Genomic DNA, 19,461 nt, shown 5'->3' with positions numbered 1-19,461 from the left:
TCGCCCGCTCGGCATCGGACAGCACCACCGGCGGAATCTTCGGTCCAGGACGACTCACACCAGACCAACGACGAATCTCCGACTCAGGACACTAGGGCGCTTCCGACAGCTCGGCCGCCAAGGTCCTCGAAGAGGAGCCGAGACGCAGTGAGCGAAGCGAACGCAGTACAGCGAGGTGCGGTGCCGGGCAGCGCGGGCCCGGCAAGATCCGAAAGAGACGACCTAAGCCGAGGACGGGCGGCGCGGCTCGGGCACCCGTACCGCGGACCGCTACGGTCCGGGCCGGGGCGCCGGGTGACACCGGGGTGCGCACCGGCTGCCCGGTCACGCGCGGGGAGCCACGCCGCAGGTACGGCCGTCGCGCCCCGCGCTCGCCGTGGCGGCTGCGCGGCTTCGCGTTCGGCCGCCGGACTTCGCGCGGCTCTGCCGGCGCCGGAGCAGCGGTCATGACCGGTCCCCCCTCCCCATCCGTCCAAGCCGTGTGCCGGCGTTCCCCCGGTTGATCTACCGGGGCGAGGAGAGCTTACGGAAGTACGTCCAGCTGGTTTCGTTCGGGTCGGTCCACTTCTCCGGAGCGTGGGCGAATTGAGGATGGTTGTCGCGGATGTACGCACGGGTGCGCTCAGGAACGTCCGCGTAGGAGTCCAGTTTCCGGCCCCGGCAGTGGAAGGTGAGGCCGCCGGGGCGCCCGCCCTGTTCCATCCAGGGCAGCCACGGGGACATCCGCGTCCAGGACATCGTCGAGGGGACGCTCGCCGCGTCGGTGGTGAGGGCGGTCGCGGGCGCGAAGAACTGGAACAGCTCCAGCGCGCGGTAGGTGTCGTCCGCCGAGTTCGCCGGGAAGTCCTCGACCGGGAGGGGTGAGGGATAGGCGAGCGGGATCTCCAGGCTGAAGCAGACCTGGTCGCCGAGGTGTGTCACGGGGATCGGGAAGGGCCGCCATTTCTGGTTCGCCGGATCGTTCCAGACGTGGATGACCGGCTTGTCCTGCCAGGTCTCCATGATCTCCCGGGTCCCGGGGTCCAGGTAGAACGCCGCCTCCCGGGAGAGCAGTTGGTAGCCGCCGCTCTCCTCGTCCGTGACGAGGCGGGCGACGTTGAGCCCTTCGAAGCCGAAGAGGCGCAGGTAGGGCTCCTGCGGGGCCCAGGAGTAGACGTCGCCGGACCACCAGAAGGTGACCTCGCCGCCGTCGAGCGAGGCGCGGGTGCGGGCGAAGGCGTGCAGGAGCTCAACGGGTGTCATACGGCGTACCCTTCCCCGGCCGCCGGGCCGCTCACGCCAGGCGGACCGGAAGCTCGTACAGGTCGTTCTGGGTCAGCACCGGCTTGTTGCGGAGTTCCTGGGGCGCGACGGCCAGGGTGAGGTCCGGAAAGCGGGCGTACAGGGCCGGCAGGGCCACGAGGGCCTCCAGCCGGGAGAGGGCCGCGCCGGGGCAGACGTGCGGGCCGTGGCCGAAGGAGATGTGCCGGTTCGGGGTGCGCGTGACGTCGAACTCGCCCGCCGTGTCGCCGTGCTGCTCCTCGTCCCGGCCGATGGCGCCGAAGGAGACGATCAGTCCCTCGCCCTTGGGCAGGATCCGCCTCCCGACCTCGATGTCCTCGGCGGCGAAGCGGATGAGCACGTGCGAGGTCGGGGTGGACCAGCGCAGGGTCTCCTCGATGACGTTCTCCCAGGGGACCTCGCCCTTGAGTACGAGCGCGCGCTGCGCGGGGTGGGTCTCCAGGGCCACGACCGCGTTGACGATCAGGCTGATGGTGGTTTCGTGGCCGGCCGCGACCATCAGCTGGAGGGTGTTGGTGATCTCCTCCGTGCTGAGGTGGTCGCCGTCCTGCGAGGCGGCGATGAGCGCGCTGGTGAGGTCGTCGCCCGGGTTCTCGCGCTTGGACTCCACGATGCGGGAGAACAGCGCGGCGAGGTCCGCCATCATCTGCGGCACCTCCTCGGGCAGCGTCTGCGTCGAGAAGAACTTCTCGAAGAGCTCCTTCAGCCGCGGGTGGTCGGCGGCGTCCACGCCCATCAGCTCGCTGATGACGCTCATCGGCAGCGGGTACGCGAACCCGGCCTTCAGGTCGACGCTCTCGCCCGGCGGCAGCGCGGCCAGCCGGTCGAGCATGCCGGCGGTCAGCGCCTCGATGCCCGCCCGCAGCTTCTCCACCCGGCGCACCGTCAGCGCCTGGGCCACCAGCGTGCGCAGGCGGCGGTGCTCGTCGCCGTCGACGGTCAGCATCGAGCGGCCCGGGTTGGCCAGCCCGATCAGCGGCCAGTCCACGGGTATCTCGCCGCGCTGCCAGGCACCCCACACGTTGATGTCCTTGACCACGCGGGAGTCGGTCAGGAGTCGGCGCGCCTCGGCGTGACGGGTGACGGCGTAGACGCCGACGCCGCCGGGCAGGACGACCCGTACGAGCGGGCCGGCCGCGCGCAGTGCGGTGCTCTCCGCGTCGAGGTCGGCGACGAAGGGGTCCAGGGTGATGGCGGCAGGGCCACCGGGATTTGCGGCGTGATCGATCGGGCACGTCATCGGGTCACTCCCAGGGCGGGGGTCGGGGTGTAGGTCACGGGCAGTTCGGACAGGCCGCGCAGCCAGGGGGACGGGCGTCGTGCGAGCGAGGAGGCGGGTACCGCGAGGTCGACGTCCGGAAGCCGGTCGAGGAGGACTTCGATGCCCGTGCGCGCGATGACCTCGGCGACCTCCTGGGCGGGGAAGGGGCACCGGTGTTCGCCGTGCCCGAAGGAGAAGAAGGCGTTGTTGCCGCCGGTGAGGGCGCCCGCGTCGGTGCGTACGTGCGGGTCGGCGTTGGCGGCGGCGAGCCCGAGCAGGAGCAGGTCGCCGCGGGCGATGCGCTGCCCGCCGAGGTTGGTGTCGCGGGAGGTCCAGCGGCCGGCCACGTTCTGGGTGGGGGTGTCCTCCCACAGCACCTCGTTCATGGCCTCGCCGACGCTGTGCCGGCCGCCCGCCAGGGAGGCCTCGAACCGGTCGTCGGTGAGCATGAGGCGCAGCGAGTTGCCGATCCAGTCCGCGGTGGGCTGGTGGCCGGCGGCCATCATCACCATCAGGTCCTGGGCGATCTCGTCCACGGTGAAGCCGGCCCGGTTGGCGAGCATGTGGGAGGCGACGTCCTGGCCGGGCGCGGCCTGCTTGGCGGCGAGCAGCGCGTACATCGACTCGCCGAGGTGGCGCTGGCCCTCCAGGGCCCCCTCCCGGCCGTTGATCATGTCGTTCATGGCCGAGACGAGGCCCGGGCCCTGCTCGTCGGAGAATCCGTAGACGCGGGCGAGGACGCGCAGCGGCAGGAGCATCGCGTACTGCCCGACGATGTCGCACGCGCCCTTGCCGCACAGTGCGTCGATCAGCTCGTCGGCGAACCGCTCGGCATGGCCCTTGAGTTCGAAGGGGTCCACCGACTCCAGGGCGTCGCCGATCACGGCGGCCCGCTCCCGGTGGCGTTCGCCGACGGTGTAGAGGATGGACGGCTGCTTGCGGCCGATCATGGGGAGCAGCGGCCAGTCGGCGGGGATGCGGTCCCACTGGTTCCACAGGTCGGAGTCGCGGGAGAACAGCACCGGGTCGCTGGTGACCTGGTGCAGTTCGCGGTAGCCGAGGACCAGCCAGGCCGGTACGTCCCCGTCGAGGACGACCGGGGCGACGGCGCCGTGGTCGCGCCGCATGTCGCGGTACAGGCCGATGGGGTCGGTCTGGAACCGGGGACCGCTCAGGGGGACGGGCTGCGGCTCGTGGGCGGATGGGCAGGTCACGGGGTGGGCTCCGGGGTCTTCGACGGGTTCGGACGGACGGCCGTCTGCAGGTGCTGGACGAGGGAGATCAGGACGTGCTTGCCGGACTCGCGGGAGCGGGCTTCGCAGAACACCAGCGGGACGCCGGGCGGGAGGTCCAGGGCCGCCCGGACCTGCTCGGGGGTGTGCCGCTCGGTGCCGCCGAAGTCGTTGCAGGCCACGATGAAGGGGGTGCCGTGGTGTTCGAGCCGGTCGATGGCGTACCAGGAGTCGGCGAGCCGGCGGGTGTCGACGAGGACGACGGCGCCCAGGGTGCCGGAGAAGAGCCGGTCCCACAGGAACCAGAACCGCTCCTGCCCGGGGGCGCCGAACAGGTAGAGCACGTTGTGCGCGTCGAGGGTGATGCGGCCGAAGTCGAAGGCAACGGTCGTGGCGTTCTTCCCGGCGATGCCGTCGGTGTCGTCGACGGCCTCACCGGCCTTGGTCATCGTCTCCTCGGTGTTCAGCGGGCGGATCTCGCTGACCGATCGGACCATCGTGGTCTTGCCGACGCCGAAACCGCCGACGATCACGATCTTCAGACCGTTGTCGGCGGTGCTGTGCAGGGTCTGGCGGGTTTCCCTCTGGTCAGAGGTTGCGGAGTCCAACGAGCACCTGCTCCAGGATGTCGAGGTCGGGAAGGCGGGCCGTCACAGAACGCGGGTGGCGGGCGCTGATCCGGCCCTTGCCGAGCATGTCGGCGAGGAGGATCCGTACGATCGACACCGGCAGGCGCAGCTCGGCCGCGATCTCCACGACCGCCGTCGGGTACTGGCACATCCGCAGGATCGCCGCGTGCTCGGACTGCATGCCGGGCACCGGGTCGTACTCGGCGACGATCAGCGTGACGAGGTCGAAGGCGTCGGAGTCGGAGCGGCTGCGGCCTCCGGTGAGGGTGTAGAGCCGGTCCGGGGAGTCGTCCCGGCCCGGTCTGTTCCTGCTCATCCCCGGGGCCGCGCGATGAGGTGCTCGCCGAGCTGCTCGACCAGTTCCGCCATGTTGTGGCCCACCAGTCCGGCGTCGGCGTCCTCGGCGGCGACGAGCGCGAGGTGCGCGCCCTCGCCGGCCTCGACGATGAAGAGGATCCCGCCGTGGAACTCGGCCATGGCGGAGCGTACGCCGCCGGTTCCGTCACCGAACTCGATGGACGCGCCGTGCGAGAGGCTCTGGATGCCTGCGGCGATCGCGGCGAGTTGGTCGGCCTGGTCGACGGAGAGCTCCGGGGTGCGGCACAGCTTGAGGCCGTCGCGGGAGAGCACGAGGGCGTGCCGGGCGCCGGGGGTGCGCTCCAGGAGGCCTTCCAGGAGCCAGCTGAGCGTCTCGTCGGTGGTGGAGCCGGTCATTCCGTGTTGCCTTCCGGATGCGGGGGGTGGTTCGGGGACGGCGCGGGCTGCGCGGGTGTCGCGGAGGCGCCGCGGACCGCCTGGCGGAAGCTGCCGAAGCGGGCGGCCGACCGGGACGCGCCCGTGGGGGCCGTGGGCGTGGCGGGGGCGGTGGGGGGCGTGGCGGGGGTGGGCGTGCGGGCCGCCGTGCCCGCGGCGTCGGGACCCTCGGGGTGGGCGGCGGCCAGGGTGCGGCCGCGCCTGCGCTGCGGGAGCCCGCCGGTGGGGTCGGGCGGGGGGACGGCCGGGGACGGGGGCGGGGATCCGGCCGGGGATCCGGCCGGGGATGCGGCCGGGGATGCGGGCGTCGCGCGGACCGTGGCCGGGGTGGTGCCGGCTCCGGCGGGCGTACGGTCGCCCGCGCGCTCCGCGGCGCCGGGCTCGGCGGGGGCGCCGGGCAGGGCCGCGGGAGCGGGGGCCGACGTCGTGCCGGGCGCCCGTTCCGGTGCGGGCGCGGCAGCGGGAGTACGGCTGATCAGCTCCTGCGGCAGCATCATCAGCGCGCCCGTACCGCCGCGCGCCGAGGGCCGGAAGGAGACCGTCAGCCCGTGCTTGCGGGCGAGGCGGCCGACCACGGCGAGGCCGAGCCGGGTGCCGGAGAGCCCGGCCAGGTCCAGCGACTCGGCGGTCACGGCCTGTTCGGCGCGGCGCAGCTGGACCTCGCTCATGACCAGGCCGCTGTCCTCGACGGTGATGATGATCCCGGCCGGCACCTCCTCCACGTAGACGTGGACCTCGGCGGTCGGCGGGGAGAAGTTCGCGGCGTTGTCGAGGAGTTCGGCCAGGGCGTGCATGACGCCCTCGGCGGCGTGCCCGGCGACGGCGGCGTCGCTGGTGGAGTGGAGCCGGACCCGCTGGTATCCGCCGATGCGGCCCATCGCGCCGCGCAGAATCGATTCCATGACGATCGGCTTCGCCCATCGGCGGCCCGAACGGGCGCCGGTGAGCACGGCGATGGAGTCGGCGAGGCGGCCCGCCTGGGCCGTGCGGTGGTCGAGGTGGAGCAGGTCGCCGAGGACGTCCTCGTCGGCGTGCCGGTGCTCCATGTCGCGGAGGTCGGCGAGCATGCCGGTGGCGAGGGCCTGCATCCGGCCGGCCGCGTTGGCGGCGGCGGCCATGGCTGCGGCCCGCCCGGACTCGGCGCGCCGCAGCTCCTTGCCGAGGTGCTCGCGGGAGGCGCTCTGGGCGGCGACCAGCTCGTCGAGTTCGGCGGCGTGCGCGCCGCTCAGCCGGTGCAGTTCGGCGGCGTGGGCTTCGGCCAGCCGACCGCGCTCGGCGGTGTACGCGGCCGCGCCGCGCGCCGCGTCGGCGGTCATCCGGGCGATGTGCGCGTCACGGGCGGCCAGTTCGCCGCCGAGGCCGGAGATCCGGGCCCGCAACAGCCGGGTGGTGCGCGCCGACCAGGCCACGGCGAAGGCCGCTACGGCGAGGAGCAGCGCGCCCGCCCCGGAGAACCAGGCGAGGGGGACACGGACGGAGGACGGGGCCGCGGCCACCGCCGCCGTGGAGAGCGCGCCGGCGATCACTGCGGTGATCAGCAGGGCCAGCGCGGAGGGCCGAAGGGGGGAGGGCGGCGCCGTCATCAATCAAAGCCTCATACCGGGCGTATATGGAGGAGAGGGTCCCTATGGGTAACGAGGGCCAACTATAGGAGAGTTACTGATCGTTTTGGAAAGCTTTCGGCGACTATCACGTTCCGTAGCGCCTGATAAAGGCTCCTCTGGATCCATTTCCGACCGATTGCACAGCGCCTCGACTCCGCCTCCCGGCCCGGCGGGCACGACGGCAACGGCCGTCGCCGTCGTCGCCGTCGTCGGCGCCGGGCGGAACGATAAGGCGGGACGATCATCACATTGCGGTCCATGACATCCTGTGACGTCACAACTCGCCGGACGGGATCGGCGGACGTCCGGTGAATATGGGGAAGGTCCATGAGGCTCTGCTTCCTGGTGGAGGAGCACTACCGCCACGACGGCATGCCGAACGAGGTGGTCCGGCAGCTGACCGCGTGGGGACACCAGGTCGATGTGGTGCGACCGGGCGGCTCCCTGCTACGCATGTCCGAGGCCGTGGACAGGGGCGCGCACGACGCCTGGGTCCTCAAGACGGTCTCCGGCGGACCGGGACTGACCCTGCTCGAAGCCGCCGCCGCGGCCGGGATGACCACCGTCAACGACGCCCGCTCGATCCGGGGCGTACGGGACAAGGCGCTGGCCGCCGCCATCGGGCTCGGCCGGGGGCTTCCCCTGCCGCCGACGTACGCGGTGGCGCGCCCCGAGCTGCTCGGAGAGATACCGGCGGCGGAGTACCCCCTCGTCGTCAAGCCCGCCGACGGCAGTTCGGGGCGGTCCGTGCACCTGGTGACCTCACCGGGGCGCCTGGAGGCGATACTCCCCCTCCTCGCAGGCGAGGGCATGCTCATCGCACAGCCCTACGTGCCGAACCCCGGCACCGACATCAAGGTGTACGCGGTCGGCGGGGAGCTGTTCGCGACCGAACGCTGCTCGCCGCTGCATCCGAATCCCTCGGTGCGGGAGCGGCGGGTGCCGCTGTCGGCGGAGGTCGCGGCGATCGCCGCCCAGGTGGGGGCCGTGTACGGGCTCGACCTGTACGGAGTGGACGTGCTGCTGGGGCCCCACGGGCCGGTGGTCGTGGACGTGAACGACTTCCCGAGTTTCCGTCAGGTGCCGGACGCGGCGGCGCGGGTGGCCCGCGCGGTGCTGGGACTGGCGCGTGCGGGCGGCTCGGCGGTCGCCTGCCCCCCGCCGTACACGCTGCCCGTGTCCATTCCGGCGCAGGCCTCCGCGCGCGTGGCCGACAGCGTATGAGGATCGGCCTGATCACGCCGGAGCCCGGCCATCCGCTGCTGGCGGCGGCCTGCGCCGCCCTGCGGGCGGGCGGGCACGCGGTCGAGGCGCTCGATCCGCTCGCGCCGGCGGACCTCTCCCTGCCGTCGGCCGACGTGTACCTGTTGAAGTCGCGGACACCGCAGGCGCTGGGCCTCGCCCGGTCCCTGGAGCGGCGGGGCGCGGCCGTCGTCAACTCGGCGGCGGCGACCGCGCTGTGCCAGGACCGCACGCGGATGGCGGAGCTGGCCCTGCGGGCCGGTCTCCCCTTCGCGGCGACCCGTACCTTCGGCTCCCTCGCGGCGTGGGCTTCCACCGCCCGCGTCCCCTCCCCCCTGGTGGTCAAGAGCCGGCACAGCCGCAGGGGCGATCTGGTGGCGCGGGCGGACGATGAGGAACACGTACGGGAGTTGGCGGCCACCTGGCCGCAGGAGCCGGTCGTGGTGCAGGAGTTGGCCCCCAACGACGGCTGGGACCACAAGCTGTGGGCGATCGGGGACCAGGTTTTCGCGGCCCTGCGCCGTTCCGAGCTCTCGCCCGAAGGCCGTGGCCCCACCCTGCCGCTGGCGGCGGACGAACTGCCGCCGCGATGGGCTGACCTGGTGCGCGAGGTCGGCGCGGTGTTCGCGCTCGACGTCTACGGCGTGGACATCATCGACACCAGTGGCGGCCGACCGCTGATCGTGGACGTCAACGCCTTCCCGGGCATCCGGGGCCAGGCCGGAGCACCGGAGGCCCTGGCCGCCCTGGCCCTGCTGCGGGCCTCCGAAGCCCACGTGTAGTGCCCTGTGAGGCCCTGTCCACCAGGCGCCGGCCTCGGCGGCCGCCGCGCCGGGGAGGGGCGGGGCGGGCGTCGCCGGGGCCCCCACGGGCCCGGACGGGGGAACGCGCGCGGCCCAGCCGCCTCGGGACGGTGTCGCGGCGCCGCCGGGCGGCGGGCCCGGTGAGGATCGGGGCATGAGCGTCGTCGTGCCGGTCCTCTTCGCGCTGTTCGCGGCGCTCAGCAACGCGCTCGCCACCGTGCTCCAGCGCCGGGCGGCGCTCACCGTCCCGCAGAGCGACGGCTTCCGCTTCGGCCTGGCCCTCGATCTGCTGCGGCAGCCGCTGTGGCTCGCCGGGATCCTGGCCGTGATCGCGGCCGGAGCGGGGCAGGCCGCGGCGCTGGCCACCGGCGCGCTGGTCCTCGTACAACCGTTGTTCGTGCTGGAACTGCCGCTCGCGCTGCTGATCGCGTCCCTGATGGCGCGTCGGCGGCTGCCCAGGTCGTTGTGGTTCGCCGTGGCGGGGGTGGTGGCCGGGCTCGGGATCGCGCTGGCGGCCGCCTCGCCGGCGGGCAACCGTACCCACGTACCCCTCGACCGGTGGTTCACGGCCATGGCCGCCTGCGGGGCCGCGGTCACCGTCCTGGCCGTGGCCGGGCTGCGACGGCCGCCGGGCCGGATGCGGGCCGGCTGCCTCGGCGCCGCCACCGCCGTCTGCTACGCGCTCACCGCGGCGCTGATGAAGTCCGCCATGCACATCCTCGACGCGGGCGGCGTCGGCGCGTTCCTGACCACCTGGCATACCTACGCCTTCTGCGCCACCGGCGTCTGCGCCCTGCTGCTGTTCGAACACGCCATGCAGGGAGGCCCGTTGATCGCCTCCCAGCCCGCGCTCACCCTCGGCGACGCGGGCGTCAGCGTCGCGCTGGGCGTGCTCCTCTACGAGGAACACCTGCGGGCGGGCTGGTGGGTACTCCCCGAGCTGCTGGGCCTCGCCCTCGTCTGCGCCGGAGTGCGCTCGCTGGCCCGGGCGGACGCCGGAGCCCCGGCCGGGGCCGGGTAGCGTGCGGAGCGGTCGAGCGAAGGGCGGATCGCGTACACGCGGTGGTGTCCGAGCGGTACGGGACGGCGCCTGCCGAGTGGGTGACGGTGCACGGCTGCGGTGGGGTGGGGCTGTCCTCCGTGATGACCGCGGTGGCGGCCGGGGCACGGGGCGTCGCCGCCGACACCGCACCGGGGCGCGGGAGCCGGCGCGGAGGTTCGGCGCGGCCCACTGCGTGGACGCCTCGGCCGCACGCGGCGGTACGGCCGAAGCCGTCCGGGAGCTGACCGGCGGGGGCGCGCACCTCTCGCTCGACGCCCTGGGGTGGCCGGTGACGGCGGCGGCCTCGGTGGCCGGACCGCGCCGGCGGGGCCGGGCGGGCACGCTCCGGCCGGACCTGCTGATCGCCTCCGCCATCCCGCTCGACGCGGCCCCGGCCTCCCTGGCCACGACGGGCCCGGATCCGGGCCAGGGGGTCACGGTCATCCTGCCGGGGGTGCGGGCACGGGGCTGAGCTACGATCGCCCGGATTCATCGGATGATCGTTTCTCGGGGGTGGGTGGTGGGCGTGAGCTCACGCAGCAGAGTGCCGGGCGCCGTGGCCCTATTGCTGGCGGGCGGCCTGCTCGTCGGCGGCTGTTCCGGCGGTACGGGCGGCGCCCCGCCGGTGGCGGACAAGCCGGGCTCGCCCACGCCGGGCGCCGGCCCGACGGAGTCGGCTTCGCCGTCACCCTCCCCGTCGGCGTCGGCGGCCGCGGAGCCGTCGGTCTCGCCCACCGCCCCGGCCACGTCCCCGGCCGGGTCCCGGAACCCTCCGGCCCCCGGCACGTCCGCGCCGAGCCGGAAGACCACCGCGTCGCCCTCGGCGGGCATCCCGCAGAACCCGCATCGCGGCCCGACCCCGCCCCCGGCGCCGGATCACACTCCGACGATGGACTGGAAGCCGACGCCGTTCGACCCGGACGACCCGTCGATCCCGAAGTACACCGTGCCCCCGCTGCGGTAGGCCGGGACCGGGCCTGGAAGTGCCGCCGAAGCAGCTCTCTCCCGGCTGCCTCCCCCGGCCTCCGTCCGGGGCGACTCCCTCGAAGGTGCCCCCTGCCGACCGCCGGCCCGGCGGGACGTCCAGCCCGGCTGGACGTCGAGCCCGGCTGGACGTCGAGCCCGGCGGGACGTCGAGCCGGGCGGGACTCCGACGACCCGGGCTAGCCGGCGGTCAGACCCGTCACGTCCTGGACGTGGCGCAGGCTCGGTTCTTGAAGAACCGTGTGAAGCCGCTGGAAGACCTGGCGGGCCTCCACCGCGTTCCAGTCCGCCGGCAGCAGTTCGGTCGGCAGACCCGGATCGAGGTACGGCAGTCGGCGCCACCGGGTGAGCAGCGGCACGTAGTGGCGAAACGCCTCCGCCGGGTCCGGCTCCGGGGCGGCCGTCATCCGCGCGGCGACGGGTGCGTAGGTGTCGGTAAAGGCCGCGTACTGGGTCTGGATCGCCGGGAAGTCCCACCATGAGCTCACCGTCCGCGGCAGATCGCTGAAGGCGGCGTAGTCGGCGGCGAACAGGTGGACGTAGTCGCTGAGTCCCAGCCGTACGAGCATGCTGCGTGCGTCGTCGAGCAGCCGGCCGGGGGCCAGCCATACCCCCGGGGCGATGTTGCCGAAGCCGAGCCAGGTCAGGCGGGTACGCAGCTGGTAGCGGTGGGAGCGCTCGGATTCCGGTACGGAGAAGACCGCCATGGCCCAGCCGTCGGCCAGGTCGGCGGGCTCCAGGCTGCCGAAGATCCGGCGGTCGCCCTCGTCGAAGACGGGGTGCACGGCGGGGCTGAGACGGTAGCCGGTGGCGCCCCGCCGTTCCGGTTCGAGGACACCGCGCTTCTTGAGGCGCGAGATCGCCGACCGCACCGCCGGCCCGTCGACGTCCAGCTCCCCCATGAGCGTGATCAGGTCCGCGATGGAGATCCAGCCGCCGAGGCGGCGCAGGAACGCTCCGTAGACCGTGTTGATCAACGAGCTGGGCCTGAGAGGGCTGTCCGACATGATCGCCTTCCGTTGTACGCGGTCGCGATCATATCGACCCCTCCCCCGGCCCCTCCGCGTGCGGAACCGAGGCGGGGGCGCAGGCAGCCGGGGCCCAGGGCGACCATGGCCTTGGTCACGGTCACGGTCACGGTCACGGTCACCCCCACGGTGGACGAAGTGTGCGGGGCATTCGGGGCGTGCCACCGGAGTGCGGGGTGAGCATGGCGTGGTCCCAGAGGGGAAGGGCGGCGCGCCCGTGGGCAGCTCGTGTAACCGGCGTGGAGATCAGGCGGCGGTGGGCTTGTACTGGACGGAAACTCGTCGCTAAAGTCGTGCTTACACGTGTAACGGACGAGGGCCTCCCGCTGACCCGCGCAAGCGCTCCGGACGGACATCACGAAGCCCGCGCCCGCCCCGGCACCCGCCACCCACCACCCACCACGCCGCACCTGATCTGGAAGGGCCGCCATGACGCAATCTCCTCCGGCCGCGTTCGACACCGCCGACATGACCTGGCCGCCCCCGCCGTACCGGCCCCCCGTACCGCCCGTGACAGGCGCGGACGGCATCCGCCGCTTCGACGGAGTCACGTACGCGACCACGCCCGGCTACCGGCCCCGGCTGCTCGACGTCCAGGTCCCCGCAGGAGAGGGGCCGTTCCCCGCTGTGGTCTGGATCCACGGCGGCGGCTGGCTGGACGGCGACCGGCGCTACCCGCCGCCCACCGTGCCCGCCCTCCTGCTGCACGGATCGGTACTGGCGGCCGGGATCGCGCTCGTCTCCATCGACTACCGGCACAGCCTCGAAGCCCCCTTCCCGGCCCAGCTGCACGATGTGAAGGCCGCGATCCGCTACGTCCGCACGTTCGCCGGCGTCCTCGGCATCGACCCCGACCGGATCGGCGTCTGGGGCGAATCGGCGGGCGGCCACCTGGCCGCGCTCGCGGGCCTCGTCGGCCCGGGCAGCGCCGACGGCGAGGCGCTGGAGGGCGCGCACGGCGTGGGCTCCGGGGAGACCGGCGTGCTGGCCGTCGTCGACTGGTACGGCGTCTCCGACCTGACCGCCCTGGCCGCCCATCCCATGCCACCGATGCCGCCGATGCCCGGCGGGGCCGATTTCCCCGATCCGTACGAGGCGCTGCTCGGCGGCACCGAGGCGCAGCGCCCGGCGCTGGCCCGGGCCGCGAGTCCCGTCACCTACGCCGACGGCTCGAACCCGCCGCCGTTCCTGCTGATCCACGGCACGCACGACGCCCTGGTCCCGTACAGCCAGAGCGAGGTCCTCGCCGAGGCACTGAAGAGAGCGGGGGGCGAGGTCACCCTGCGGCCCGTGGAGGGCGCCGATCACATCTTCCTGGGCGCCCCGGACATCACGCCGATCGTGGCGGAGAGTGTCGCCTTCCTGGCCGGCCACCTCGGCGCGGGGGCCTGAGCCCGCGGACGCGCCGAGGACCGTCTGAGGGGCTGGGGATGCTTCTCCCCCCAGCCCCCCAGCCCCCAGGCCCGTGAGTGCCCGGCCCCTCAGCCCCCAGGCCCGTGAGTCCCCGGCCTTCAGGACGTCTGGCGGTGGACGAGGACGGCCGCCACGTCCGGCACCGGCGACGCCGTCCCGGTCTCGATCAGCTCGTGCACGGCATCCGCGACCCGCACGGCCGACGGCAGGTCCAGGCGGACCGTGGTGAGCGCGGGCTCCTGGAGCGCGGAGAGGACGAGATCGTCGGAGCCCACGAGCGCGACGTCGTCCGGTACAACGATGCCCTCGGCCCTCAACGCGTGCAGGAGCAGCGCGGCGTACTCGTCGTTGTAGGCGAAGACCGCGTCCAGGCCGAGGCTCGGCCATCGCCGGGCGAGAGCGATCGCGGACTCCCGCGTGTACGCCAGCTCCACCGGCGTGACGGTGGCCAGCTGCCGGGCGGCGACCGACTGGGCGCCGGCGAGGCGCGGCTCGGCGAGGGTGGCGAGGCCGCGCTCCCGGGGCATGACCACGCCGATCCTCGTCCGGCCGCGGGCGATGAGGTGTTCGGCCGCTGTGGCTCCGATGTGGGCGTGGTCGAAACCGACGGTGTGGACGCCCTTGAGGGGGTGGGCGGCGAAGGCGAGCAGTCCGCGGACCCCGGCGCGGCGCAGCACATCGGCCGCCTGGGTCGTGAAACGGTCCCCGTCCAGGGCCACGACGGCCGCCGGGCGCAGTTCGGCCCAGGCCCGGGCTGCGTCGAGGGGGTCGGCGAAACGACCGGCGTGGAGTACGGCCGTGTAGCCGTGGCGGTCGAGTTCGCTGTGCAGGTCGTCGACCCAGTCGCTGACGAGGCGGCCTATCGCCGACACCGACGCGGGCATCAGGACGAGATTGCTCCGGCCGGCGCGCAGGGACCGGGCGGCCGCGTGCGGTACGTAGCCCAGCTGCTTGGCCGCGTCCAGCACGCGGGCGCGGGTGCTCTCACTGACGCGGTGACCCTGCGTGTCATTGAGGACGAACGAGACCGTCGCGCGCGACACGCCAGCGAGGCGGGCGACATCCGCGCTGGTGATGGACGCGGGGACGCGTGATGGGCTGCTCATGACGTCCCTCGATGCTTCCTTCGACCGACTCGGACCTTCCCTTCGAGGTTACACGAGTTAGATCACCCCGGCGCGGTGCGCAGGGGGCGTGACGAGGCCGGCGGGAGGCGGCCAGAACCCGCCGACGGCTAGCCGTTGCACTCGGAGTTGGCTGGCGGCGGCGCCGTTGAGGCGGACCGCGGTGTCCGGGTGGGCGAGGGTCGGCCACCCAGCCTCAAGTGACAAGGCGGCGGGCGGGGTGCGGGTGGGCGGTCTTCCGGCCGGTCCAGCCGGTTCACGGCCGGAGCAGCTTCCGTACCCGGGAGCCGTCGGGTGCACGCCGGTAACGGAGCCGCCGGGCGTGGCGTAAGGCGGCGTCGACCCTGGAAGAACTCCACCTCGGCCAAGGCCTTTACGAAGGAGGGCAGACCTGCGCGGCGCTGTCCTGTCCTCGCGATGTGTAGGCAGTCCCGGACTCCTGTGGGCATGTGGAGTGTCGTCCGGGTCGCTCTGTAGGCAGATCCAGCTGTATTCCTGTTTTGTGTGGGTACGGAGATCGCTGCGCTTCTACGGTCAAAGTCACTGGTCAGCGTTGTGCCGGGGGCCTGGGTGATTGCACAGGTGTTGGCGGCGGCAGGGGGTCTGGCAGTGGCACCGCCTAGATCCGCTGAAGGTCCACCCCGCCCCCCTTGGCGGGACGAAAACACATGGCTATCGAATCGCAGATCGGCCAGGATTCGTTGGTGAGTACTGAACAAGGTCCCGTCGAACACGAGGACCGATGGATTTTGAACCTGCACGGCTTGCCCGTCACCAGGATCGTTGTGGACTTCCGGCTCACGCTGGTCCTCGGCTCTGCCTGGGAGATCACCTTGGAGACACCGGTCAGCCTCTCGCACGGCTCGGTCCCAACCAATCCGCCGTCGGTTCTGCATCCGGAGACGCAGGATGTCGCGGCGGCACTCACCCTGTTCGGAGCGGTGATCCGCTCCGCAGTCGCCTTCAAGTCCGGTGCCCTCCGTCTCGTATTCGACACGGGCATGCACCTCAACTGCCCGGCGGATCCGTCGTTCGAAGCGTGGCAAGTCGCGGACCCCGAGGGATGGCGCTTCGTATCTCTTCCAGGTGGCGAACTCGCAGTCTGGTCCACCGCAGGGGCCGACATACCCTCGCCGAGCTGAACGAGAGTGCCTTGCTCCCCGCTTGAGGTCCTTCAGGTCGTTGACTCCGCCTTCCACCGCGCCTGAACTCCCCTGGGTGCTCAGGCCGTAGACCACGACGTCGAAGGCGGCGTTCAGGCCTGGGGCGAGGGTGTGCAATCCGACCCCCTCATCAGCCGCGAGCTCCCGCCCAGGTGGCCAGAAGCTCAAGCCACTCACGTGGCCGGTCGGGCTTGTGAGGGCCCTGTCGAGCATTTCCAACCATCAGTCCGCCCCCCTTTGGAGACGGGTCCGCATTCATGATTCACTGCACATGTGATCAGCTGGACGAGTGTGAGTGGCAGCTCTTTCCCACAGGCACTCCCCCGGCTGCGGGGGCGCAGCGTAGTCGTGGCACACCGTCATCGGCAGGCATGCGTCGGCATGGTCAGACTGCCGCGCGCCGTCGGCGTCCGAGCCCACGCCGGACCAGGAGCGGCCACTGACGCCGCCCGTCGCCGCGGTTGTGCGCGGACCGGGCCCCGGCAGCCCACCGAGGGAAGCTGGGCTCGGCTGGTCCGGCCCCCTGCGCCCATCACGCCCCACCCCGACGGCCGTGGTGTCACCGCCTGGCTGTTGGATGCGTCTCACCCTCTCTGCAAGGAGCGCCCCGCGTATGTCCATACCACCGCATCCACCGTCGTCCCCTGAGCCGTACCCGCAGCCGGGACCGTACGGACAGCCGGGCCAGCCCGGGCCGTACGGCGGCCCGCAGGGCTGGTACGCGCCGCCACAGACGCCGCTGACGTCGCAGAAGACCAATGTGCTGGCCATCGTGGCGTTCGTCATGTCGCTCGTCTGCGCGCTGCCGCTGGTCCCGCTGATCCTCGGCATCATCGCCCTCTCCCAGATCCGCGACCGCGGCGAAAAGGGCAAGGGCCTTGCCATCGCGGCCATCGCCATCCACGGTGCGACCATCGCGTTCTATGCGCTCATGCTGATCCTCGGACTCTCCGGAGCGCTGGACGACGGCCCCCCGCTGAAGCGCGACACCAGTGGCCAGGTCACCGGCCCGGGCTCCAGCAAGGTGGAGGACATCCGCATGGGGGACTGCTTCAACACGGACGACGATCTGGCGGAGTACCAGGACAAGGACGGCGGCCAGGCCGCCTTCTCGGTGCGCATCGTGCCCTGCGACCAGCCTCACGAGGGTGAGGCGTACGCCGTCTTCGACCTGGAAGGTGGGTCGTACCCGGGCACGGAGAAAGTCATCTCGGTCGCCGAGGAGAAGTGCGCCGGCACGGCGCTCACCGACTACGTGGGCGACGCCGCGAAGCTCCCGGAGAAGCTAGAGGTGTACTACTACCACCCGCAGTCCACCACCTGGGCCCTCGGCGACCGCGAGGTCACGTGCTTCCTCGGCGACACCAGCGGCGCGAGCACCGGCTCGGTCCGCTCCACCGGTTCCTGAGCCCCTGATTCCTGAGCCGCCGTCGTCGGTCAGTCCTCGTCGTCCGCCGTATCGCTCGCCCCTCAGCGTGGCACGGAGTTGAGGCACTTGCGGTATACCAACCCCGGAATACGCGGGCTGAGGGTTGACTTGGGCCGGGTGTAGGGGCGTGCCTCCTACACCCGGTGCATCCCGATGTACGTACGTACGCGCACGCGGACGGCAGGACCTCAGCCCCCCAACCAGGTCTCATCCACTGGTCGGATGCGCCGGCAGATTCTGTCCGGCTCCGTCCCGCTGCTCCACGTCCAGCGAGCGCAGCCCCGGCGACGTCGAGGTCCGAGCTCAGGCGCTCGGCCAGGCCATGAGCCTGGACGGCGTACCCGCCGATGAGGACGAGGGGGTACGGAGTACCGATGTCGATGACGGCGGCCAGGAGCCGCCGGTGCGGGCTCCCTGGCTCGGCTCGGGGAAAGACCGCCCTCCAGACCACCGAAGGCCGCACCAGCGGCAGCAGCGACAACCCGGTCCCTGAGGAGGCGCGGCGGACATGGACCCGGCATGACATCTATGCACGGCTGCACAGTATGGGCGATATCGTTCAGATGTGAAGAATTTGCCATGGCTTCGGGTGCCGCGCAGGCTACTGAGACTGCGGGAACACGCGCGGGAAACCATGTGGTTCGCGCCCACCGCCGGACTGGTCCTGGCCTGCCTTCTGTGGAGCGTCGCACGGGCGGCGGACCAGGAATTGGTCACGATACTGGCGAATGCCGGCATCGGCGTGCGGGACTTCACCGAGGACGCCAAGACGATCGTCACAACGGTCAGCCAGGCGATGATGACCTTCCTTGGCGTCGTATTCAGCATCTCCCTGGTGGCTCTGCAGATGACGAGCGGGCAGCTGACGCCCCGAGTGGTGCGCATCTTCGTGCGGAGCCGGATCACCAAGCTGACGTTGACGGTGTTCCTGTCGACATTCGTCTTCTCCCTGCTGGTCCTCACCTCCTACAACGAAGGAGCGGATCCGGACGGGGCAGCCCCCGTCCCCCTCGTTCAGTCCTCGTTCACGCTGCTGCTCGTCGGCCTGAGCCTGTTGCTGTTCATCGCTTACGTAACAACCACACTGAGGCTGATGCAGGTGGGGCCGGTTGTCGACCACATCTCCCGCGAAGCGTTGCGGGTGGTGGAACGGCACACGGCTGCCTCCGCTGGGGAGCTGGAGGAGCTGCCGGCGGCGGTGGGACTGGTTCGGTATCAGGGTCGGGCTGGGGTACTGCGTGACGTGGACGTGGAACGGCTCGTGCAGAGTGCACGCCGGCACGGTGCCGTGCTGCGCCTGGTCCCGCGCATCGGGGACTACGTGATGGCTGGCACTCCGCTGCTGGCGGTGCACGGCGGGCGGGGGCCGCTGTCGGCTGCCTCTGTGGCGTCGGCGGTGTCACTGGGATCGGACAGGACCTCCCGCCAAGACCTGGGATTCGGGCTGCGGCAGCTGGCCGACATCGCGCTGAGGGCGCTGTCGCCCGCGGTGAATGATCCGACCACGGCAGTGCAGTGTCTGGACCGGATCGTGCATCTGCTGGCGGCGCTGGGGCAGCGCCCCCTCGGCCCCGTGCTCCACCGCGACCGGCACTCTCACGTGCGGCTCGTGCAGGCTGGACCCGACTGGGCGGACGTGGTCGACCTGGGCTTCGCCGAGATCCGGGCCGCAGGGGTGGCCAACCCACAAGTGACACGTCGCATGCTCGCCGGCATTGCCGACCTGCTGGAAGTTGTGCCCGACAACCGGACGGAGCCTCTGCTGCGACACAGGACACTGCTGGAACTCGCCGTGAACCACATCATCACCCATCCCGCCGACCGGGCCTTCGCGCTGCGGGCAGACCGGCAGGGGATCGGGTAGACCCCTCCTGCCCCGCCAGACGGTGGGACTCGCCTTGGGGGAACCATCTGTTGGGAGTGCTGCGGGCTCGAACTAACCAAAGCCGCGCCGGTGTTCGGGGAAGCGTTCATACAGAAGCGATCTACGTACACCATGGAGCTCAACGTCGATTTCACAGGCCGATCGCGATCAGCTCGCGGCAGACGCTGGAGGCGGCGCGGACCGCGATGGCGGCAGCCGTGACGCTCGGGCCGGACACGCCCGTGGGGCAGCTGCTGGCCAAGGTGGGGACATACCTGGATCGAGTCATCGGGGACATGACGACGCCCAGCCGGCGGGGAGCGTCATTCGTTTCGTTTCGGGTTTTCGTTTCATGTCGTATACCTACCTCGGCGGCTTGAAGGATCGTCACCGGATTCGGGCGTGCCAGCTTGGCGAAGGCATCCCGTGTGGCACTCGGTTCAGAAGGGCGGCTCCACCGGAGCAACCGTCGGCCCGGACGTCGTTTACCAGCCCGTCAGCCCGACCGGTCTGAGGACTTGCCGCTGGTCCCGTAGAGGTGTGGCTGCCGTCACAGCCGCGTGGTGTCACATCTCTCCCCGCTGCGCTGTCCTCGCTACAGAAGCGAGA

18 protein-coding genes and 1 pseudogene are annotated in these 19,461 nt (G+C 72.0%); 8 read left to right on the top strand and 11 right to left on the bottom strand.

The genetic code is table 11. From position 1 onward, the window contains the following. Window positions 1-504 precede the first annotated feature (504 nt). From ABZX75_RS27650 to ABZX75_RS27620, 7 genes are read right to left on the bottom strand one after another with little or no spacing between them, the layout of a single operon-like run. Window positions 505-1,242, bottom strand: coding sequence for a DUF1838 family protein (locus ABZX75_RS27650; protein WP_355415147.1), 738 nt, complete (start codon window positions 1,240-1,242; stop codon window positions 505-507). A 31-nt stretch (window positions 1,243-1,273) separates the two neighbouring features. Continuing rightward, window positions 1,274-2,521 carry a cytochrome P450 gene (locus tag ABZX75_RS27645; RefSeq protein ID WP_355415145.1) on the bottom strand — a complete coding sequence of 416 codons (1,248 nt, stop codon included), beginning with the start codon at window positions 2,519-2,521 and terminating at the stop codon, window positions 1,274-1,276. Further along, window positions 2,518-3,756, bottom strand: a complete 1,239-nt coding sequence (locus ABZX75_RS27640) for a cytochrome P450 (protein ID WP_355415143.1) — start codon at window positions 3,754-3,756, stop codon at window positions 2,518-2,520. The genes ABZX75_RS27645 and ABZX75_RS27640 overlap by 4 nt, the downstream gene beginning before the upstream one ends. After that, entirely contained in the window at window positions 3,753-4,382 is a 630-nt protein-coding gene (locus ABZX75_RS27635; protein WP_355415141.1) for an ATP/GTP-binding protein, read from the bottom strand. Before ABZX75_RS27635 ends, ABZX75_RS27640 begins: the two co-directional genes overlap by 4 nt. After that, window positions 4,363-4,719, bottom strand: coding sequence for a DUF742 domain-containing protein (locus ABZX75_RS27630; RefSeq protein ID WP_355415139.1), 357 nt, complete (start codon window positions 4,717-4,719; stop codon window positions 4,363-4,365). The genes ABZX75_RS27635 and ABZX75_RS27630 overlap by 20 nt, the downstream gene beginning before the upstream one ends. Next, complete coding sequence (locus ABZX75_RS27625) at window positions 4,716-5,117, bottom strand: roadblock/LC7 domain-containing protein (RefSeq protein ID WP_355415137.1); 402 nt, start codon at window positions 5,115-5,117, stop codon at window positions 4,716-4,718. The genes ABZX75_RS27630 and ABZX75_RS27625 overlap by 4 nt, the downstream gene beginning before the upstream one ends. Continuing rightward, window positions 5,114-6,739, bottom strand: coding sequence for an ATP-binding protein (locus tag ABZX75_RS27620; protein WP_355415135.1), 1,626 nt, complete (start codon window positions 6,737-6,739; stop codon window positions 5,114-5,116). The genes ABZX75_RS27625 and ABZX75_RS27620 overlap by 4 nt, the downstream gene beginning before the upstream one ends. A gap of 348 nt (window positions 6,740-7,087) precedes the next feature. Here ABZX75_RS27620 and ABZX75_RS27615 point away from each other — a divergent pair, with 348 nt between their 5' ends. The 4 genes and pseudogenes from ABZX75_RS27615 to ABZX75_RS27600 form a co-directional block, all read left to right on the top strand. After that, a complete protein-coding gene (locus ABZX75_RS27615) occupies window positions 7,088-7,984 on the top strand; it encodes a hypothetical protein (protein ID WP_355415133.1) in 897 nt (298 codons plus the stop codon). Continuing rightward, window positions 7,981-8,784 carry an alpha-L-glutamate ligase gene (locus tag ABZX75_RS27610; RefSeq protein ID WP_355415131.1) on the top strand — a complete coding sequence of 268 codons (804 nt, stop codon included), beginning with the start codon at window positions 7,981-7,983 and terminating at the stop codon, window positions 8,782-8,784. The genes ABZX75_RS27615 and ABZX75_RS27610 overlap by 4 nt, the downstream gene beginning before the upstream one ends. 175 nt (window positions 8,785-8,959) lie before the next feature. Beyond that, on the top strand, window positions 8,960-9,826 hold the full coding sequence (locus tag ABZX75_RS27605; protein WP_355415129.1) for a DMT family transporter: 867 nt from the start codon (window positions 8,960-8,962) through the stop codon (window positions 9,824-9,826). A 38-nt stretch (window positions 9,827-9,864) separates the two neighbouring features. Next, window positions 9,865-10,319: pseudogene (locus ABZX75_RS27600) on the top strand (zinc-binding dehydrogenase); the annotation flags it as partial. Between the two features lie 17 nt (window positions 10,320-10,336). Here the strand turns inward: ABZX75_RS27600 and ABZX75_RS27595 are convergent. Further along, window positions 10,337-10,678 carry a hypothetical protein gene (locus tag ABZX75_RS27595; protein ID WP_355415127.1) on the bottom strand — a complete coding sequence of 114 codons (342 nt, stop codon included), beginning with the start codon at window positions 10,676-10,678 and terminating at the stop codon, window positions 10,337-10,339. Between the two features lie 332 nt (window positions 10,679-11,010). Then, window positions 11,011-11,838, bottom strand: coding sequence for a PaaX family transcriptional regulator C-terminal domain-containing protein (locus ABZX75_RS27590; RefSeq protein WP_355415125.1), 828 nt, complete (start codon window positions 11,836-11,838; stop codon window positions 11,011-11,013). A gap of 450 nt (window positions 11,839-12,288) precedes the next feature. Between ABZX75_RS27590 and ABZX75_RS27585 the strand changes: the two genes are divergently transcribed. Then, window positions 12,289-13,251 (top strand): alpha/beta hydrolase, encoded by a 963-nt coding sequence (locus ABZX75_RS27585; protein WP_355415123.1) that lies wholly within the window; start codon window positions 12,289-12,291, stop codon window positions 13,249-13,251. Between the two features lie 119 nt (window positions 13,252-13,370). Here the strand turns inward: ABZX75_RS27585 and ABZX75_RS27580 are convergent, their stop codons facing one another. Then, the gene (locus ABZX75_RS27580; protein ID WP_355415121.1) at window positions 13,371-14,378 is read right to left on the bottom strand and encodes a LacI family DNA-binding transcriptional regulator; all 1,008 of its coding nucleotides are present in this window, start codon (window positions 14,376-14,378) and stop codon (window positions 13,371-13,373) included. A 686-nt stretch (window positions 14,379-15,064) separates the two neighbouring features. Here ABZX75_RS27580 and ABZX75_RS27575 point away from each other — a divergent pair. From ABZX75_RS27575 to ABZX75_RS27565, 3 genes are all read left to right on the top strand, one after another. Further along, complete coding sequence (locus ABZX75_RS27575; RefSeq protein ID WP_355415119.1) at window positions 15,065-15,538, top strand: DUF6188 family protein; 474 nt, start codon at window positions 15,065-15,067, stop codon at window positions 15,536-15,538. A 634-nt stretch (window positions 15,539-16,172) separates the two neighbouring features. Continuing rightward, complete coding sequence (locus ABZX75_RS27570; protein ID WP_355415117.1) at window positions 16,173-16,967, top strand: DUF4190 domain-containing protein; 795 nt, start codon at window positions 16,173-16,175, stop codon at window positions 16,965-16,967. Window positions 16,968-17,622: 655 nt separating this feature from the next. Continuing rightward, the gene (locus tag ABZX75_RS27565) at window positions 17,623-18,852 is read left to right on the top strand and encodes a DUF2254 domain-containing protein (RefSeq protein WP_355415155.1); all 1,230 of its coding nucleotides are present in this window, start codon (window positions 17,623-17,625) and stop codon (window positions 18,850-18,852) included. Between the two features lie 151 nt (window positions 18,853-19,003). Here the strand turns inward: ABZX75_RS27565 and ABZX75_RS27560 are convergent, their stop codons facing one another. Then, window positions 19,004-19,141 carry a hypothetical protein gene (locus ABZX75_RS27560; RefSeq protein WP_355415115.1) on the bottom strand — a complete coding sequence of 46 codons (138 nt, stop codon included), beginning with the start codon at window positions 19,139-19,141 and terminating at the stop codon, window positions 19,004-19,006. Window positions 19,142-19,461 lie beyond the last annotated feature (320 nt).

It is taken from the genome of Streptomyces sp. NPDC003038 (assembly GCF_040611115.1).
GTDB lineage: Bacteria > Actinomycetota > Actinomycetes > Streptomycetales > Streptomycetaceae > Streptomyces.
The sequence above is the reverse complement of the archived record's forward strand: the minus strand, read 5'-3'. Positions and strand labels throughout refer to the sequence as shown.

What these genes read in the sequence shown, in the direction of transcription:
- ABZX75_RS27650 (WP_355415147.1), bottom strand. Translation starts at nt 1,242, where the DNA reads ATGACACCCGTTGAGCTCCTGCACGCCTTCGCCCGCACCCGCGCCTCG.
- ABZX75_RS27645 (WP_355415145.1), bottom strand. Translation starts at nt 2,521, where the DNA reads ATGACGTGCCCGATCGATCACGCCGCAAATCCCGGTGGCCCTGCCGCC.
- ABZX75_RS27630 (WP_355415139.1), bottom strand. Translation starts at nt 4,719, where the DNA reads ATGAGCAGGAACAGACCGGGCCGGGACGACTCCCCGGACCGGCTCTAC.
- ABZX75_RS27625 (WP_355415137.1), bottom strand. Translation starts at nt 5,117, where the DNA reads ATGACCGGCTCCACCACCGACGAGACGCTCAGCTGGCTCCTGGAAGGC.
- ABZX75_RS27620 (WP_355415135.1), bottom strand. Translation starts at nt 6,739, where the DNA reads ATGACGGCGCCGCCCTCCCCCCTTCGGCCCTCCGCGCTGGCCCTGCTG.
- ABZX75_RS27615 (WP_355415133.1), top strand. Translation starts at nt 7,088, where the DNA reads ATGAGGCTCTGCTTCCTGGTGGAGGAGCACTACCGCCACGACGGCATG.
- ABZX75_RS27610 (WP_355415131.1), top strand. Translation starts at nt 7,981, where the DNA reads ATGAGGATCGGCCTGATCACGCCGGAGCCCGGCCATCCGCTGCTGGCG.
- ABZX75_RS27605 (WP_355415129.1), top strand. Translation starts at nt 8,960, where the DNA reads ATGAGCGTCGTCGTGCCGGTCCTCTTCGCGCTGTTCGCGGCGCTCAGC.
- ABZX75_RS27595 (WP_355415127.1), bottom strand. Translation starts at nt 10,678, where the DNA reads ATGCCCGCCGAGGGCGACGCGGTGGTCTTCCGGCTCGGCGCGGACGTG.
- ABZX75_RS27590 (WP_355415125.1), bottom strand. Translation starts at nt 11,838, where the DNA reads ATGTCGGACAGCCCTCTCAGGCCCAGCTCGTTGATCAACACGGTCTAC.
- ABZX75_RS27585 (WP_355415123.1), top strand. Translation starts at nt 12,289, where the DNA reads ATGACGCAATCTCCTCCGGCCGCGTTCGACACCGCCGACATGACCTGG.
- ABZX75_RS27580 (WP_355415121.1), bottom strand. Translation starts at nt 14,378, where the DNA reads ATGAGCAGCCCATCACGCGTCCCCGCGTCCATCACCAGCGCGGATGTC.
- ABZX75_RS27575 (WP_355415119.1), top strand. Translation starts at nt 15,065, where the DNA reads ATGGCTATCGAATCGCAGATCGGCCAGGATTCGTTGGTGAGTACTGAA.
- ABZX75_RS27570 (WP_355415117.1), top strand. Translation starts at nt 16,173, where the DNA reads ATGTCCATACCACCGCATCCACCGTCGTCCCCTGAGCCGTACCCGCAG.
- ABZX75_RS27565 (WP_355415155.1), top strand. Translation starts at nt 17,623, where the DNA reads ATGTGGTTCGCGCCCACCGCCGGACTGGTCCTGGCCTGCCTTCTGTGG.
- ABZX75_RS27560 (WP_355415115.1), bottom strand. Translation starts at nt 19,141, where the DNA reads ATGACTCGATCCAGGTATGTCCCCACCTTGGCCAGCAGCTGCCCCACG.